The 15941-nt window shown below is 45.4% G+C and carries 15 protein-coding genes; 11 read left to right on the top strand and 4 right to left on the bottom strand.

Annotated features, from left to right (window positions below; genetic code table 11):
* Positions 1-174 precede the first annotated feature (174 nt).
* Positions 175-924 carry a sulfite exporter TauE/SafE family protein gene (locus tag D2V93_RS17000; RefSeq protein ID WP_119620251.1) on the top strand — a complete coding sequence of 250 codons (750 nt, stop codon included), beginning with the start codon at positions 175-177 and terminating at the stop codon, positions 922-924.
* Here D2V93_RS17000 and D2V93_RS16995 read toward each other — a convergent pair.
* The gene (locus D2V93_RS16995) at positions 909-1355 is read right to left on the bottom strand and encodes a MarR family winged helix-turn-helix transcriptional regulator (protein ID WP_119620250.1); all 447 of its coding nucleotides are present in this window, start codon (positions 1353-1355) and stop codon (positions 909-911) included. The genes D2V93_RS17000 and D2V93_RS16995 overlap by 16 nt on opposite strands.
* Before the next feature lie 177 nt (positions 1356-1532).
* Between D2V93_RS16995 and hppD the strand changes: the two genes are divergently transcribed.
* From hppD to D2V93_RS16965, 6 genes are all read left to right on the top strand, one after another.
* The gene (gene hppD, locus D2V93_RS16990; protein WP_182850013.1) at positions 1533-2669 is read left to right on the top strand and encodes a 4-hydroxyphenylpyruvate dioxygenase; all 1137 of its coding nucleotides are present in this window, start codon (positions 1533-1535) and stop codon (positions 2667-2669) included.
* Positions 2670-2747: 78 nt separating this feature from the next.
* Positions 2748-3905, top strand: a complete 1158-nt coding sequence (locus tag D2V93_RS16985; RefSeq protein WP_119620248.1) for a homogentisate 1,2-dioxygenase — start codon at positions 2748-2750, stop codon at positions 3903-3905.
* Between the two features lie 134 nt (positions 3906-4039).
* Complete coding sequence (gene fahA / locus D2V93_RS16980; RefSeq protein ID WP_119620247.1) at positions 4040-5260, top strand: fumarylacetoacetase; 1221 nt, start codon at positions 4040-4042, stop codon at positions 5258-5260.
* 117 nt (positions 5261-5377) lie between these two features.
* Positions 5378-6253: a flavin reductase family protein gene (locus D2V93_RS16975; protein WP_119620246.1), complete on the top strand. Its 876-nt coding sequence runs from the start codon at positions 5378-5380 to the stop codon at positions 6251-6253.
* Between the two features lie 38 nt (positions 6254-6291).
* Positions 6292-6936, top strand: coding sequence for a hypothetical protein (locus tag D2V93_RS16970; protein ID WP_119620245.1), 645 nt, complete (start codon positions 6292-6294; stop codon positions 6934-6936).
* Positions 6937-6982: 46 nt separating this feature from the next.
* Positions 6983-8083 (top strand): pyridoxal phosphate-dependent aminotransferase, encoded by a 1101-nt coding sequence (locus tag D2V93_RS16965; RefSeq protein ID WP_119620244.1) that lies wholly within the window; start codon positions 6983-6985, stop codon positions 8081-8083.
* 142 nt (positions 8084-8225) lie between these two features.
* Here D2V93_RS16965 and D2V93_RS16960 read toward each other — a convergent pair whose 3' ends face one another.
* A complete protein-coding gene (locus D2V93_RS16960) occupies positions 8226-10877 on the bottom strand; it encodes a DUF5916 domain-containing protein (RefSeq protein ID WP_119620315.1) in 2652 nt (883 codons plus the stop codon).
* A 246-nt stretch (positions 10878-11123) separates the two neighbouring features.
* On the opposite strand from D2V93_RS16960, the gene rplM reads away from it, so the two are divergent.
* The 4 genes from rplM to tsf all read left to right on the top strand — a co-directional run bounded on the left by rplM (position 11124) and on the right by tsf (position 14185).
* The gene (gene rplM, locus D2V93_RS16955; RefSeq protein WP_072878147.1) at positions 11124-11579 is read left to right on the top strand and encodes a 50S ribosomal protein L13; all 456 of its coding nucleotides are present in this window, start codon (positions 11124-11126) and stop codon (positions 11577-11579) included.
* Positions 11580-11966: a 30S ribosomal protein S9 gene (gene rpsI, locus D2V93_RS16950; protein ID WP_072878145.1), complete on the top strand. Its 387-nt coding sequence runs from the start codon at positions 11580-11582 to the stop codon at positions 11964-11966.
* Positions 11967-12179: 213 nt separating this feature from the next.
* Entirely contained in the window at positions 12180-13277 is a 1098-nt protein-coding gene (rpsB, locus tag D2V93_RS16945) for a 30S ribosomal protein S2 (protein WP_119620243.1), read from the top strand.
* Between the two features lie 83 nt (positions 13278-13360).
* A complete protein-coding gene (gene tsf / locus D2V93_RS16940) occupies positions 13361-14185 on the top strand; it encodes a translation elongation factor Ts (RefSeq protein WP_119620242.1) in 825 nt (274 codons plus the stop codon).
* 69 nt (positions 14186-14254) lie between these two features.
* Here tsf and D2V93_RS16935 read toward each other — a convergent pair whose 3' ends face one another.
* Both D2V93_RS16935 and D2V93_RS16930 read right to left on the bottom strand, forming a co-directional pair.
* A complete protein-coding gene (locus tag D2V93_RS16935; protein WP_119620241.1) occupies positions 14255-15064 on the bottom strand; it encodes a DUF4097 family beta strand repeat-containing protein in 810 nt (269 codons plus the stop codon).
* Positions 15061-15915, bottom strand: coding sequence for a DUF4097 family beta strand repeat-containing protein (locus D2V93_RS16930; protein ID WP_119620240.1), 855 nt, complete (start codon positions 15913-15915; stop codon positions 15061-15063). The genes D2V93_RS16935 and D2V93_RS16930 overlap by 4 nt, the downstream gene beginning before the upstream one ends.
* Positions 15916-15941 lie beyond the last annotated feature (26 nt).

Here is a 15941-nt window from a genome sequence, read left to right as displayed (position 1 = left end):
TCAAAATATCAATTTTAAGATTTTATTTGGTTAAAATGACACAAATAATAGCGTGGGATACTCTTAATCTATCCGTCATATTCCAGAAAAAACATCTAAAAATATAAGGGATGGTAGATTATCAGCTTTTGAATATGTCAAAAAGACTATCTTTTCTATACGTAAAATCAAAGAATGAAAATCAATTACATTTTTTTGATATTGGCCATGGTGGCCGAGATCATTGGTACCATTGGCGGTTTTGGGTCATCGGTCTTCTTTGTGCCCGTGGGAAACTTCTATTTTGATTTCTACTCCGTTTTGGGTATGACGGCCATTTTCCACCTGTCCAGCAACATCAGTAAAATATTTCTGTTCAAAAAAGGGCTGGACAAAAAACTGTTGCTCTATATCGGCCTACCTTCTGTGCTGTTCGTGGTAATCGGTGGATTTTTGTCGAAAATGGTGGACAGTGGTGCCCTAGAAATAATCTTGGGGATTTTTTTAGTGGTCTTCAGCCTACTGTTCCTTATCAAAAATGAAATCGTGGTGCTCCCCAATAAGAAGAACGCCATGATCGGGGGAACGCTGTCCGGGTTCTCGGCAGGGCTTCTGGGAACGGGTGGTGCCATCCGTGGACTGACAATGGCCGCCTTCAATCTGGAGAAAAATGCCTTTATCGCCACATCGGCGTTTATCGATTTCATGATCGATTTCTCACGCACCTTTGTGTACTACGACAACGGCTATATCGGAAAACAGGAATTGACCTACCTCCCTTTTTTATTGATCATCGGTTTTGTGGGCACTTACTTGGGCAAGAAAATCCTGGCTTACATCCCACAGGAAAAGTTCAGAAAGTTGAGTCTTATCTTTATCCTGATCATAGGTATGGCCACCATTGTCCAGTTGATGGTGAAACACTGGGGTCAGCTCCCTTCGTAATTGTCCCCCATTTGATCCAAGACCCTCAAAAAGGTACCAAACTCCACCGGGTCGATATTTTTTATGGCCAGTTTTCGCAAGATGAGAGCGCTGGGCAAGGTCAGTTCGATAATCTTGCTCCCCTCTTCGGTAAGCTCCAGTTTAAAGCGCTTTTGGTCCCCTTCGAACCTAGTCTTGGTGATCCACCCCTTGCGTTCTAACCCACCGATTACCCTGGAAATGGTGGCACGGTTGCGAAAGTTGCCCTTCACGATCTCCCTTTGGCTCGCCTCATCGCCCAGTTGATAGATTTGGTGCAGGATCACCCACTGCTCGATCGTCACTTCCACGCCCAGTTCATCAAAAGCCCTTAAATAGGCCTTTTGTATTTTACGGAGCACTAGGTCCAAGTGCAGCCCTATTCCCTGTATTTCATCAATCCGGTTGAGCATTCTAAAACTAATTGCCACAAAAATAGCGATTCAGTTTTTCATGCCTTCGTTCCAGACCGAGGGAAAGTGAAAAACTTTAACCTAAATTTTATTTCTGAAAACGCTGTGGTGACCTAAAAATACTTATTTTTGTTGTCAATGCAACAATATTAATTGAACAACAAAATCATAAAGAACATGGCTACAGCAACACTTCCAAAGACGCAAAAGGGCACCGAACAGGATTTTATGCCCATCAACGGCACGGACTATATTGAATTGTATGTGGGCAACTCCAAACAAGCCGCCCATTTTTATAAGACCGCTTTTGGATTCCAATCTTTGGCCTATGCCGGATTACAGACCGGACTCAAGGACCGTGAAAGTTATGTGGTGGTACAGGACAAAATCCGTTTGGTGCTGACCTCTCCCCTAAAAAGTGGTACCGAGATCGGGAAGCACATCGATAAACATGGTGATGGTGTGAAGGTCGTGGCCCTCTGGGTGGACGATGCCACGTATGCCTACAATGCAGCCATGGAACGTGGTGCCAAATCCTATATGGAACCCAAGGTTGAAGAAGATGCCAACGGAAAAGTGGTTCGGTCAGGTATTTACACCTATGGTGAGACTGTCCATATCTTTGTGGAGCGAAAGGATTATAAGGGCACGTTTTTACCTGGTTTCAAAAAATGGGAAACCCCGGATTATAATCCAACATCCACCGGATTGATGTTCGTAGACCACATGGTCGGCAATGTAGGATGGAACAAAATGAACCATTGGGTGGGCTTCTATGAAGATGTGCTTGGGTTCCGAAATATCCTATCTTTTGACGACAAGGACATTTCCACGGAATACACCGCCTTGATGAGCAAAGTGATGAGCAACGGCAACGGACGCATCAAATTCCCGATCAACGAACCTGCCGAAGGAAAGAAAAAATCACAAGTGGAGGAATACCTCGATTTTTATGAGGGCGAAGGTGTACAGCATATTGCCGTGGCCACGAATGACATCATCAAAACCGTGCGCGAGCTTAAAAGTCGCGGTGTGGAATTTCTTCAGGTTCCCGCCACGTATTACGATGCCGTGACCGACCGTGTAGGGGAAATCGATGAGGATATCGCCCCATTAAAGGAACTGGGCATCTTGGTGGACCGTGATGATGAAGGCTACCTACTACAGATTTTCACCAAGCCTGTGGAGCCCAGACCTACGATGTTCTTCGAAATCATCCAAAGAAAGGGTGCACAATCGTTTGGAAAAGGTAACTTTAAGGCACTGTTCGAAGCCATTGAACGAGAACAAGAGCTTCGCGGCACTTTACATTGATCAATTGTTAGTGTTACATGCTGCGTTTTAAATTTCAATTACTCAACATTTAGCACTTAGAACTTAACATTAATCCAAATGCCTATATACCACAAACTCGGGAAAATTCCGCCTAAACGGCATACCCAGTTCGAAAAACCGAACGGAGGGCTGTATTACGAGCAGCTTTTCGGCACTATCGGTTTCGATGGCATGTCGTCACTGTCCTATCACGTCCATCGCCCTACACAGGTGAAGGAAATTGGCACGGCCATTGACCTATCGCCCAAGATTGCGGTGGAAAAGAACATCACCAGTAGAAAGCTTATCGGGTTTGATGTACAGCCGAAAGATGATTTTTTGGAAGCCCGTGAACCTCTTTTGGTGAACAACGATGTGCACATTGGTCTGGCAGCGCCTAAGAAATCCATCACGAATTATTTTTATAAGAATGCCGATGCCGATGAGATGCTCTTCATCCACAAAGGATCGGGAACCTTGAAAACCTTTTTGGGGAACATTCCATTCGAATACGGGGATTATCTCATCATTCCCCGCGGGATGATCTACCAAATCGAATTTGATACCGAGGATAACCGTATCCTGTATGCGGAATCCTTTCATCCGATTTATACCCCAAAGCGATACCGAAACTGGTTCGGGCAGTTGTTGGAGCATTCCCCCTACTGTGAACGGGACTATAAACTGCCGCAAGACCTTCAGACCTTTGATGAAAAAGGGGCGTTTTTGATGAAGATCAAAAAGCAGGGCATGTTGCACCAATTGGTGTATGCCACCCATCCTTTTGATGTGGTCGGTTGGGACGGGTATAATTTCCCCTATGGATTTTCCATCCACAATTTTGAACCCATTACGGGCCGTGTGCACCAACCACCACCGGTACACCAAACGTTTGAGACGAGTGCCTTTGTGGTGTGTTCGTTCTGCCCAAGGCTGTACGACTACCATCCCAAAGCGATTCCGGCTCCCTACAACCATTCCAATATAGACTCCGACGAGGTGCTGTATTATGTGGATGGGGACTTTATGAGCCGCACCGGGATTGGTCCAGGGTATATTTCATTGCACCCTGCGGGTATTCCACACGGACCGCACCCGGGTACCTATGAGGCCAGCATTGGCAAAAAAGGCACCGAGGAATTGGCGGTGATGATTGACACCTTCAAACCCTTAATGGTCACCGAAAATGCCCTGAAAATTGATGATGGTAAGTATTACAAATCTTGGTTGGAGTAAAAACTAATAATCAAGTGTCATTTTGAACGAATGTGAAAAATCTCAATTTAGATTTCTCAATCGCTTCGCTCATTTTCGAAATGACAAAAAGTATAAGATTCCCGTTTTCACGGGAATGACATAAAAACGCATTCATGATCATAAACATCCCTGAAAACTCAGATTTTTCAATCCATAACATTCCCTTTGGGATTTTTTCCACCGAAGACAGAAGCCCGCGTCTAGGCGTGGCCGTTGGGGAACACATTCTCGACTTGGCCGCCGTGGCGGAACTGGATGTATTTGAATTCAACACCGCTGTATTGGAAAAGGACACGCTCAATGATTTTATTTCCCTCGGGAAGGAGATTACCAATCGGGTCCGAAAAAAAATCCAATATTGGCTAAAGGACGATCAATCCCCATTGGCTGGAAAACCGGAACTTTTTGTAAAACAGTCCGAGGCCCAAATGCACATGCCCGTTTCAGTGGGGGACTATACGGATTTTTACTCCAGTATAGAACACGCCACCAATGTGGGAAAAATGTTCCGCAATCCTGAAAATGCCCTTTTGCCCAACTGGAAGCATATTCCCGTAGGCTACCATGGTAGGGCGAGTTCCATTATTGTGAGCGGACAGCCCATCCATCGACCCAAAGGCCAGACCTTGCCCAACAATGCGGATGCCCCGGTATTTGGCCCAACACAGCGATTGGATTTTGAACTGGAAATGGGCTTTATCTGCGGCAAGGATACCCAATTGGGTGATTCCATCTCCACTGAGGATGCCGAGGATTACATTTTTGGATTGGTCTTGTTCAACGATTGGTCCGCCCGGGACATCCAAAAATGGGAATATGTGCCGCTTGGACCTTTTTTGGCCAAGAATTTCGCTTCTTCCATTTCGCCTTGGGTGGTGACCTTGGAGGCTTTGAAACCCTTTCAAGTGGCAGGTCCAACACAAGAGCCAAAAGTATTGCCGTATTTGGCTTATGAAGGCGACAAAAACTACGACATCAACCTGGAAGTGGGCATCACCCCCGAAGGGAGTGAAGAAACCACCGTTTGCCATAGTAATTTCAAGCATATGTACTGGAACATGGCACAACAGTTGGCGCACCACACCGTGAATGGCTGCAATATCCATGTGGGCGACATGATGGCTTCAGGAACCATTTCTGGCAAGGAAGACAATTCCTTCGGTTCCATGCTGGAGCTGGCCTGGATGGGTACCAAACCCCTGAAGATGAAAGACGGTTCTGAACGAAAATTCATTAACGATGGGGATACGGTAACCCTTCGCGGTTTCGCCCAAAATGGCGATATTAGGGTTGGATTTGGGGAAGTTTCCACGAAGGTTCTCCCCGCGAAATAATTAGGTAGCTGAGCGGAGTCGAAGCTACCGAATATCAAATAGTGGCTTCGACTTCGCTCAGCCACCTTGTTGAATTACGACATCGACTGCACTCGATATGACAAGAAACTTAAAACCATGATCAAAACCGTAGACCCAACCCAAGTAAGTCAACCCGAACTGCACAGCATTCTGCTCACTGCAGTAGCACCCAGGCCTATCTGCTTTGCCAGTACCATCGACAAAGATGGGAACGTGAACCTGAGCCCGTTCAGTTTTTTCAATGTGTTCAGTTCCAATCCGCCCATCATGATCTTTTCACCTTCCCGAAGTGGTAGGGACAATTCCTTGAAACATACCCACGAAAATGTATTGGAAGTCCCCGAAGTGGTCATCAATATTGTGAACCACAACATGGCGGAACAGATGTCGCTTTCGAGCACGGCCTATGCCAAAGGGGTGAACGAATTTCAAAAGGCGGGATTTACCGAAGTGCCCAGTGAAAAGGTACGACCACCCCGCGTGGCGGAATCCCCTGTTTCTTTTGAGTGTACGGTGCAAGAGGTCATTGAACTGGCCCAAACCCCAGGAGCCGGAAACTTGATCATAGCCAAAGTGGAACTTATCCACGTAGACGATGCCTATTTTACCGATGGCATTTTGGACACCGAAAAATTGGACCTCGTGGGCCGTATGGGGGGTAATTGGTACATCCGGGCCATCAAGGATTCGTTGTTTGAAATCCCGAAACCACTCCGCACCCACGGCATTGGGGTGGACGCCTTGCCAAAAGGCATTCGGGAAAGCGAAGTGCTTACCGGAAACAATCTGGGACGACTGGGCAATGTGGAAAGTCTGCCCTCTGCATCCGAAGTTGAAAAAATGGTAAAAGCGGATGGAGCGGAAAATCTGTCTAAAAAGGAACTCCATACCTTGGCCCAGCAGCTTTTGGAAGCTGGGGATACGGAAAAGGCCATGGCGTATTTGTTATTTGGGGATAGGTTATCAAGTTAAAAATAAATGATTAACGAGTTGAAGACGATAATAACCCAATGACTGCTGAGGAGAAACAGAAAAATAAAAAAGGGGCCATCATTTTATCCCTTCTTTGTGTGGTAATAGTTATAGGGTTTTATAATTCTTGGAAAGATGAAATTTCTTTGAATTCAAACAAAAAAATGACTATTGGTAGGGTAACTGATTTTAAATACTCCTCAAGACATGGATATATTGATTTCAAATTCTATGCAGATGGCAAGCTTTATGATACAAGCGATCCGGATGACTCTGGTTGGCCTAAATATGTCCGAAATGCTAAGGCAATAAAATACAGGTTTTATCCCGTTGAATACGAGATTACTAACCCAAATAATTCCAAAATCTTAATAACCAAAAATCCACTTGAAGTTGAACACTTATTAAAGAAAGGAATTAAAATTCAAGGTGAGATAGAGAATATATTTCCTATATCTGATTCTTATGTTGATTTATATATTAAATACATCTACCTAAAAGGTAGTTTCAAATTTAGGACTAGATTACACAAAGACAGTTTACCATGCGGTACAATAGATAATTGTCGAAAATCAAAAATCGATTTGGTGATATCTAAAGATTACCCCGATGTCAATAGCCTTTATTATCAAAGTTATGATAGAAGAGCCATGAAAAAAGAAGAAGAAGAAAAAAGAAAATAAAGCATTAAAATTTACACACCTCCCTCATCAAAATCGAAATACTGATATGAAAAAAAACATCGAATCCATCTTTAAGGCCCATTTGGAGCCCAAAGAGGTGTATAAAGGCGGAAAGAACATTCCACCTTCCGATAAAAAAATCTATAAGCTGTCCTCCAACGAAAATCCGTTGGGCGCATCACCCAAAGCGGTTGCGGCCATAAAAGCGGCCTTGGAGCATATCGATATCTACCCCGATCAAACCGACATCCGCCTTCGGGAAGCTTTGGTCGAGGATTTTGACGGAATATTAAGCACCGACCAATTTCTTTGTGGCAACAGTGGTTCGGAAATCATTGATATTATCTTGAGGGCCTTTATCAATGAAGGGGACGAGGTCATCTATTCCAACCCTTGCTTTTTGCCCTATTCCGTTTTTTCCAGATGGTACGGCGCCAAAACCATCGATGTCCCTTTGCTTTCCCCCAACTACGATTTGGACGTGGCAGGGATTTTGAACGCCATCACGGAGCGGACCAAGGTCATTTTCCTCACCAGTCCGAACAACCCAACGGGCACCTATATTCCCAAACCCGTGTTGGACGACTTTTTGGAAATGGTCCCCAAGAACATCCTTATCGTTTTTGATGAAGTGTACCGCCACTTTGCGGATGCGAAGGATTATGTAACCGCCCTACCCTATGTTTTGGCGGGACACAATATGCTTGGCCTGAACAGCTTTTCCAAAACCTATGGTTTAGCGGGACAGCGTATCGGCTATGCCTACACTACCCCAACCATTGCCAACTATATCCGGTTGATCCAAAAGCCCTTTTTGCTACCCTTGACTTCCATCGAGGCAGGCATCGGGGCCTTGAACGATTCGGAGTTTATTGAAAAAACGGTGCAGACGGTTCTCGATGGCAGAACATATCTTGCCCAAGAATTTGACAACATCGGCATCAAATACTGGCCTAGCCAAGCCAACTTTTTTATCATCGACCCGCCCTTACTCGAAATGGAATTCACAGATCGGATGATGGAAGAGGGTATTATGGTGCGACCCGTTTCGCAATTTGGTGCCCCCGGCAAGGTGCGCATCACCATAGGTGACGCTGAAGCCAATGAGGCCTGTGTAAAAGCGATTCGGAAAATAATGGTTGCATGACCATAATGCTTCGACTCCGCTCAGCAGCCCATTATCAGTGAGAACCTGAAACGAGTTCAGGTTGACGTGTAGATCCTTTGAATTCCACATGGATGCTTCGACTCCGCTCAGCAGCCATGAAAATTTTTAACCTGTAGCATCCCTACAGCACAAACCGATACGTAGCCTTCAACAAAAAGATATTCTGGGGCTTCTGTCCAAAAATATTGTCTCCCAGACTGGGCAACAGTCCATCCGTAGGGTCGCCACTTCGGGACACATCCTGCGACCAGACCAAGAATATCTCGGAACCGGGAATGTACTCCCATCGGACCACCAAATTGGAACGGAACTGCACGAAGGAGAAATCAGGGTTGTCAAAGCTGAAGTCTGCAACATTGTCCAAATCTTCATCAATGGCATACACGCCATCACTTAGAGTGGTCTGATTGACCCCATACTGCACAAACCTGTCCTCAAACCGCTTGGCCGTGGCATCGGTGACATGCTTAAAGTTGGAATACCTCCCCCTTGAAATGAAGGGCTGGCCCCAATACTGGATGGTGAGGTTGGGGTTGATGGTATAGTTCAACCGAATGGACATGCTCAGGGTGCGTTGGTCTATCTCTCCGTTCAGATATCTCGGGGAACCACCTATGTCATCAAAATTATCAATGAACTGTAATTTATCATGATTGATGCCCAGCGATGGGAAAGCGGAAATCCGCAATGCGTTGATGGGCTGGTATACAAAGCCACCTTCAATATAGTAGGACTTTACAGAATTATCAACCGCCTTTCTCCCCTCATGGAAAATGGAGAACCTGATTTTTTTTCTATTATCCGTATTGATGCTGTTCCAAAAACTGAACCATGGCGTCTGTCTTAACCTTGGCCCGCCCCGGAGTGCAAAATTGGAATAATCGACTACTGCATAATTCAACCCAAGGTTGGTTTGCCAATTGTTTTTCCAGTTCTGCCAACTGTTGGTGTTGAACTGCATATAATTATGGTTGCCTCCAAAGTCCCAGGCCGTCCAATGGTTGTAGTTGATGCCCACCTGCCTGAACGTACTGTCGGGTTTCAGGGTCTGGTACCCTACCCATGTGTAATGCCGGATATCGTCCGCCTGCCGTTGGAACCCAATATCGTTCAGCTCCAGTTCCGGGGACCGCCACGTACCACCCGACTCGAACCGCCAATGGCCCTTTCCCAATTTACCGATCTGGACATTGCCCCCGCTACCCGTCAAAGAGGTTCTGGTGGTATCCACGGAAACATGGTCGGCGTCCACCCTATGGAACAAGTGCGCAATGGACCGTTGGGTGTCTTGGATGGCCTGCTTGCTCCCGGCCACATGGCTCAGGATGATGTCGCCTTCCACATACCAGTCCCTATTGTTCCACTGGTGCTTGAAATCAAGGGCACCGGTATATGCGGATTGGTGTAAAAAGTCGAGTTCTTGGGGCAGATCTTCCCTATTGGTCGAGGTAAAAATTCCACCGACATAGGAATTTCGGTTGTTGAAATCCTTCTGCAATCTGCCCACAAAATAATTGGTCAGGGGTTCCACGGTCTCTTCCCTCCGATTGCCATTTTCATCGACGATGGTGGCCTGCCTCCGTGCGGTCACACTTTCCAAGACCCCAATGGCCCAACCATTCTTCGTCTTTCCGCTGAATTTTGCCGCACCTATGATCGGTGTATTGTCGGGTTGGTCCACAAATTCGCCATCCATGGTGCTGGGATAACCCTGTGGGCTTCTTCCGATCCGTCTGGAATAAAAAACATTATCGGAACCAAAGGTATTGCCCGCCTCCGATTGCGAAACGCTAAAGTCAAAGATGTTTTTGTTCTCCACAAAGAAAGGTCGTCTTTCCTGAAAGAATATTTGGAAACCATCCAATGCAATGGCCGAAGGGTCTGCGTCCACTTGGCCAAAGTCGGGGTTCACGGTCAGGTCCAGGGTAAGGTCGTTGGTAATCCCTATCTTGGCATCCAGTCCTCCTGTAATATCACTGTCTTTGCCATCCTTAAAAGGATTTCCTTCCTCCGCCTCGTAAGTTTCCATCCGGGCCACAGTGTAGGGCTGTATCTCCAACTGCTTTTGGGGCTGTATGTTCTTCAGGCCGTGCAGTTCGCCAAACTCGCTGACGAATCCGGCCACATCCCTGGGCAGGCGCTGCCAAACGGACCGTTCCTCATTTCTAAAATAGCGTCTCATGAACTGGAGCCCCCACACTTGGTCCTCCTCGTTCCCAAACTTGATCTGGCTGAGAGGAATCCGCATCTCGGCCGTCCACCCCTCACCATCGGTATGGGTCTTCACGTACCAGATCGGGTTCCAGCTATCATCCTCGTTGGCCCCGTTGTTGGATTCAAACACGTCCCCTTTCACCCCTGCAGCCGTCACTATGAAACCAAAAGCGGTCCTTTGGTCGTGGTAACTGTCGATGAACACCCCGATCCAATCGCCCTCAAAGCCATCCCGCCTCGATAACCGCTTGACGATTTTATCGGGTTCGGTATCAAAACATCGGATACCAATGTAGAGGGACTTTTCGCCATACACTATCTTAAAAGCCGTCTGTTGCCCAGGGGGAGTGTTCTCATCGGGTCGCTGTTCAATAAAGTCATCCCCCCATTCCACAAGATTCCAAGCAGGATCATCCAAAAGACCGTCAATGGTAGGTGGGGTTTCACTGCCCAGACCCTTGGTCACATAAATTTTCTTGGGGACCACATTGGTAGTATCCTGGGCTTTGAGTTCAACAATAGAGGTTAGAAGCAAAATAAAAAGCAGCGCATTTTTCACCTGTTCGTTTTTGGATTGATTGATTACCCTAAAGACCACGTCAAAATAGGTTAGTTACAGCACCCTTGTTTTTTAAGTTTTTTTTAACATTCAAAACATCATGCTAGCAATTTTTTTGAACCGAGGAAGAAAAAATGAAAAAAGGCAAAAAAATATTCCCAATCAACCGTTTGTAATTCAATCTAATAATTGTACATTTGCAGCCCGTTTATCGGGATAGGTATTTAAATCAATAATATTCTAGAAGTGGACACATTAAGTTATAAGACTATTTCCGCCAATAAATCTACCGTTGACAAGCAATGGTTATTGGTTGATGCAGAGGGGCAAAACTTGGGAAGATTGGCATCAAAAGTGGCCAAATTGCTTAGGGGGAAATACAAGACCAACTTTACTCCCCATGTGGATTGTGGGGACAATGTAATAGTCATCAACGCCGAAAAGATCAACCTTACCGGCAACAAATGGGATGACAAAGTGTATTTGAGATATACCGGGTATCCCGGTGGACAGCGTTCCGCTTCCGCAAAAGAAGTATTGAAGAAACATCCTGAGCGCATTATCGAAAATTCCGTGAAGGGAATGTTGCCAAAGAACAAACTTGGTGCGGAAATCTACAGAAACCTAAAGGTTTATGTTGGTACCGAACACGGGCAGGAAGCACAAAAACCAAAGGCAATAAACTTAAACGACTACAAATAAATGGAAGTGGTTCATAAGATAGGAAGAAGAAAGACCGCGGTGGCCAGAGTATATGTCTCCGAAGGTTCTGGAAACATAACCGTGAACAAAAGGGACCTTAACGATTACTTTAGCACTGCCACCCTGCAGTACAAAGTAAAACAACCTTTCACCCTTACCGACACCGAAGGTAACTACGATGTAAAGATCAATGTATATGGCGGTGGGATCACCGGACAGGCAGAAGCTGTGCGTTTGGCATTGTCAAGAGCCATGTGCGAGATCAACGCAGAGAACAGGGAAGTATTGAAGCCAGAAGGCCTTTTGACAAGGGATCCAAGAATGGTGGAGAGAAAGAAATTTGGACAGAAGAAAGCCCGTAAGAAATTCCAATTCTCCAAACGTTAATATTGCGGTGCCTTTGCACCTCTATATAAGTTCATTGAAAACCCTGGAACCTATATTTCAGGGTTAAATTTTTAACCAAGTTGTCGTTGTTCCAAAAGGAAAAAAAGAATCGACTTTTTGGAGTTTAGTTTAGCATCTAAATGGGTTGGGCGAACCTAAAAGTGACCACCAATGCATTGCTACTACAACGGAACGTAAACTAAGTACAAAAAAATGGCAAGTAAAATTGAAGTAAAAGACTTACTGGAAGCAGGTGTGCATTTTGGACACCTAACACGAAAGTGGAATCCCAACATGGCTCCCTACATCTACATGGAGCGAAACGGTATCCATGTCATCAATCTCTACAAAACTGTAGCAAAACTTGAGGAAGCCAACGAGGCCCTTAAGAAAATTGCGGCCTCTGGACGAAAAATCCTTTTTGTGGCCACCAAAAAACAAGCGAAGGACATTGTTGCCGACAAGGTATCCAAAGTGAACATGCCCTACATCACCGAAAGATGGCCCGGTGGTATGTTGACCAACTTTGTCACCATCCGTAAGGCCGTGAAGAAAATGGCAGCTATCGACCGTATGAAAAAAGACGGGACCTTTGACACCCTTTCCAAAAAAGAAAGATTGCAAGTGGATCGTTTGCGTGCCAAGTTGGACAAAAACTTGGGCTCCATTGCCGACATGACCCGTTTGCCAGGTGCACTTTTCATTGTGGACACCATGCGTGAGCACATTGCCGTTAAGGAAGCGTTGAAATTGAACATCCCTATTTTCGCGATGGTCGATACCAACTCCGATCCAAGACCCATCGACTTCGTTATCCCTGCCAATGATGACGCCGGAAAATCCATCGAGGCCATTTTGGAAGAAGTGACCAAAGCAGTAGCCGAAGGTTTGGCCGAGCGCAAAAATGACAAGGGCAACGACAAAGACGAAGACGAGGAAGAAGAAGTAACACAAAAAGCTATTGCTATCGACGTGGATGACGAGGATGATGCAAAACCTTCCAAAAAAGGAAAAGCAGTTGCCAAAGAAGTGAAACCTGTAAAAGCTGAAAAAGCAAAAGTCGATGATTTGACCAAGGTTGAAGGCATTGGCCCAAAGGCAGCCGAAGCATTGGTTGAAGCTGGGGTATCCACCTTCGCCAAACTTTCAGAAACATCTGCTGAGGACATCAAGGAAATCTTGACCGATGCCAGCTCTACCATGGCCCATTTGGATCCAACTTCTTGGCCAAAGCAAGCCAAAATGGCCGCTGAAGGAAAGTGGGACGAATTGAAAGAATGGCAAGACAGTGTTAAGGGAGGCGTTGAATAAACCAACCTTGATTTAACATTGCCCTAAAACAAAACACTTTAATAGTGTTTTACTTTACATAAATTTTTAAAAAGCATAGAAAAATGGCACAGATTACCGCCGCAGAAGTAAATAAACTAAGACAGACCACAGGTGCTGGGATGATGGATTGTAAAAAAGCTTTGGTCGAGGCCGAAGGCGATTTTGAAAAAGCAATCGAGATCCTTCGCAAAAAAGGACAGAAAGTAGCCGCCAACAGAGCTGACAGGGAATCCTCTGAAGGTGCTTCCATAGCAAAAGTCAATGCCGACAGTACCCAAGGTGTGGTTATCTCATTGAACTGCGAAACCGACTTCGTTGCCAAAAACGAAAGCTTTGTGACCTTGGCCAATGACCTGGCCGATCTTGCACTTGGTTTTGACAGCAAGGAAGCTTTTCTAGCCGCTCCTTTCAGTGGTATGACCGTTGCGGATAAATTGACCGAGCAGACTGGTGTGATCGGTGAAAAAATCGAAATCGGAAGCTTCGAGAAATTGAGTGCTCCTTTCGTGGGATCTTACATCCACGCTGGAAACAAGATCGCTACATTGGTAGGTTTGTCCGCCAATGTTGATGGTGCTGCCGAAGCTGCCAAGGATGTAGCCATGCAAGCCGCTGCGATGAACCCTGTTGCCCTTAACGAAGAAGGTGTAGATCAGTCCATCATCGATAAGGAAATTGAGATCGCCAAGGAGCAATTGCGCCAAGAAGGAAAACCAGAAGCAATGTTGGACAACATCGCCAAAGGTAAATTGAACCGTTTCTTTAAGGACAACACCTTGGTCAACCAAGATTTCATCAAGGACAGCAAAGTAAGCGTTGCCCAGTATGTAAAATCTGTTGACGCCAATTTGGTTGTAACCGGTTTCAAAAGAGTAGCTTTGGGATAATCCCGAACGATATAAATAAAAAAAGGCCCCATAAAATGGGGCCTTTTTTTATGCTTGGATTTTTCCTCATTACTTTGACTTGATCATGATGTCACCGTTAAAGGTCTTGAACAAAAGTTCGGGACCTCCCCCATTGATCTTGCCCTTTACCCATTGTTCCAACTTCACCTTATAACTGCCAGATGTCTGCTTTTTGTCAACCAACGGTTTGTTCTCCGAAATGTCCATATCAAAATCGGTGTAAACATCACCCATATCCGATTTGGCCTTTACACTGGCCTTTATAGCATTGGGAAAGGTCACTTCAACGTTTCCATTGAAACTGCTAAAAGCCATGTCCGTCATATTTCCCATCCTTTTGAAATCCACTTTTACCGGGCCATTGGTCGTATTCGCCGATACGGCACCTTCTACATTTTGAAGGGAAATGCCCCCGTTCACATTGCTGATCTCCAAATCACCGGACACACCAAGCACTGAAATATCCCCATTGTTTACCGTGCTCAATTTCAAGGAGAAATTATAGGGCACCTTGATGTCAAAATCCGTCTCATTACTCCACATTTCATTGTTGATCCGCACCACATTGTTCTTCTCCTCGGCACTGATGTTGAGTCCAGAACCGCCTACACGCTTCATGCCGTTCTTTTCCTTATTGGATGATTTTCCATCCTCCGCTACGGCAACTTTAACAATGACCTCCTTTCCTTCGTAACCAGTTACAGAAATGGACCCGCTAATTTGGTTAAGTTCCAATTTTCCTGCTTGCCCTGGATTACTCAAGGGAATGGCAAACAAATCTATTTCCTTTTCCTGTGCGGACAGTACGCCTGTAAATAACACAAGGGCAACAACAATTATACTTTTGATCTTCTTCATGACTTGTTATTTTTTTTGATGAATACATTCCCGTTCAAGGTTTCAAAATCAAATTCCACCTGACCGCTACCGATCTGGACCACCGGCCTAGACTCAAACTTGAATTTCGGCTTGTCGCCATCACCTTCATTTTTACTGGTCTTTACAAATTGCTTGTTGATGTCAAAGTCGGTGAACATTTCCCCGTTCATGCTTTTGAACGAGATATTGGCCGAAAGCGATTGCTGGTAAGCAATATTGATGTCCCCGTTCAGGGCATAGTACCGAGAGGCCACCTTGGGATTTTGGGCATACGAAATATCCACATTCCCATTGATACAGCTCACCTTGGTCTTTCCTGAAATGTTGTTCAAGGAAATACCCCCGTTGATATTGTCCGCTTCCACGGACTCCCCGTTTGTGTTCTTGACCAAAATATCCCCATCATTGATCGTACTCACATTGATCTTGACCGAGTTCGGCACCTTTAAGGTAAAATTCAACTTGTGCTCATAGGGAACATCTTCATTATTGTTGCACCAGTTATACCTCAACTTGTCTTTGTCAAATTTGATGTAGGGAGCATCGGGATGAAGAATGACCCGATTGCTTTCCGCAATGACTTGGAGTTGCAGTTCCTTTTTTCCCAATTCCAGGTCCTCTGCATTTTTTGCCGTGATGATGCGCTCCACTTCCAGCACCACCTCGTTTCCATTGTACCCTTCCACATTCACGGAACCGAATACGTTTTTCACAACCAAAGTGTTGTTGACATCATTGGCAAGGGCAACACTTTTTTTGATGACCTCCTTGAACTCCTTTTTCTGTGCCGTGGCACCCAACATGCCCACTCCCAAGGAAAGACACGTCATAATAAATAACCGTTTCATCATTTTAA

The sequence above is a fragment of the Flagellimonas taeanensis genome, assembly GCF_003584105.1.
Classification (GTDB): domain Bacteria; phylum Bacteroidota; class Bacteroidia; order Flavobacteriales; family Flavobacteriaceae; genus Flagellimonas; species Flagellimonas taeanensis.
The sequence above is the reverse complement of the archived record's forward strand: the minus strand, read 5'-3'. Positions and strand labels throughout refer to the sequence as shown.

Excerpts from the sequence above, each read along its gene's own strand:
- D2V93_RS17000 (WP_119620251.1), top strand. The coding sequence starts at position 175 with ATGAAAATCAATTACATTTTTTTGATATTGGCCATGGTGGCCGAGATC.
- D2V93_RS16995 (WP_119620250.1), bottom strand. The coding sequence starts at position 1,355 with ATGCTCAACCGGATTGATGAAATACAGGGAATAGGGCTGCACTTGGAC.
- hppD (WP_182850013.1), top strand. The coding sequence starts at position 1,533 with ATGGCTACAGCAACACTTCCAAAGACGCAAAAGGGCACCGAACAGGAT.
- D2V93_RS16985 (WP_119620248.1), top strand. The coding sequence starts at position 2,748 with ATGCCTATATACCACAAACTCGGGAAAATTCCGCCTAAACGGCATACC.
- fahA (WP_119620247.1), top strand. The coding sequence starts at position 4,040 with ATGATCATAAACATCCCTGAAAACTCAGATTTTTCAATCCATAACATT.
- D2V93_RS16975 (WP_119620246.1), top strand. The coding sequence starts at position 5,378 with ATGATCAAAACCGTAGACCCAACCCAAGTAAGTCAACCCGAACTGCAC.
- D2V93_RS16970 (WP_119620245.1), top strand. The coding sequence starts at position 6,292 with ATGACTGCTGAGGAGAAACAGAAAAATAAAAAAGGGGCCATCATTTTA.
- D2V93_RS16965 (WP_119620244.1), top strand. The coding sequence starts at position 6,983 with ATGAAAAAAAACATCGAATCCATCTTTAAGGCCCATTTGGAGCCCAAA.
- rpsI (WP_072878145.1), top strand. The coding sequence starts at position 11,580 with ATGGAAGTGGTTCATAAGATAGGAAGAAGAAAGACCGCGGTGGCCAGA.
- rpsB (WP_119620243.1), top strand. The coding sequence starts at position 12,180 with ATGGCAAGTAAAATTGAAGTAAAAGACTTACTGGAAGCAGGTGTGCAT.
- tsf (WP_119620242.1), top strand. The coding sequence starts at position 13,361 with ATGGCACAGATTACCGCCGCAGAAGTAAATAAACTAAGACAGACCACA.
- D2V93_RS16935 (WP_119620241.1), bottom strand. The coding sequence starts at position 15,064 with ATGAAGAAGATCAAAAGTATAATTGTTGTTGCCCTTGTGTTATTTACA.
- D2V93_RS16930 (WP_119620240.1), bottom strand. The coding sequence starts at position 15,915 with ATGACGTGTCTTTCCTTGGGAGTGGGCATGTTGGGTGCCACGGCACAG.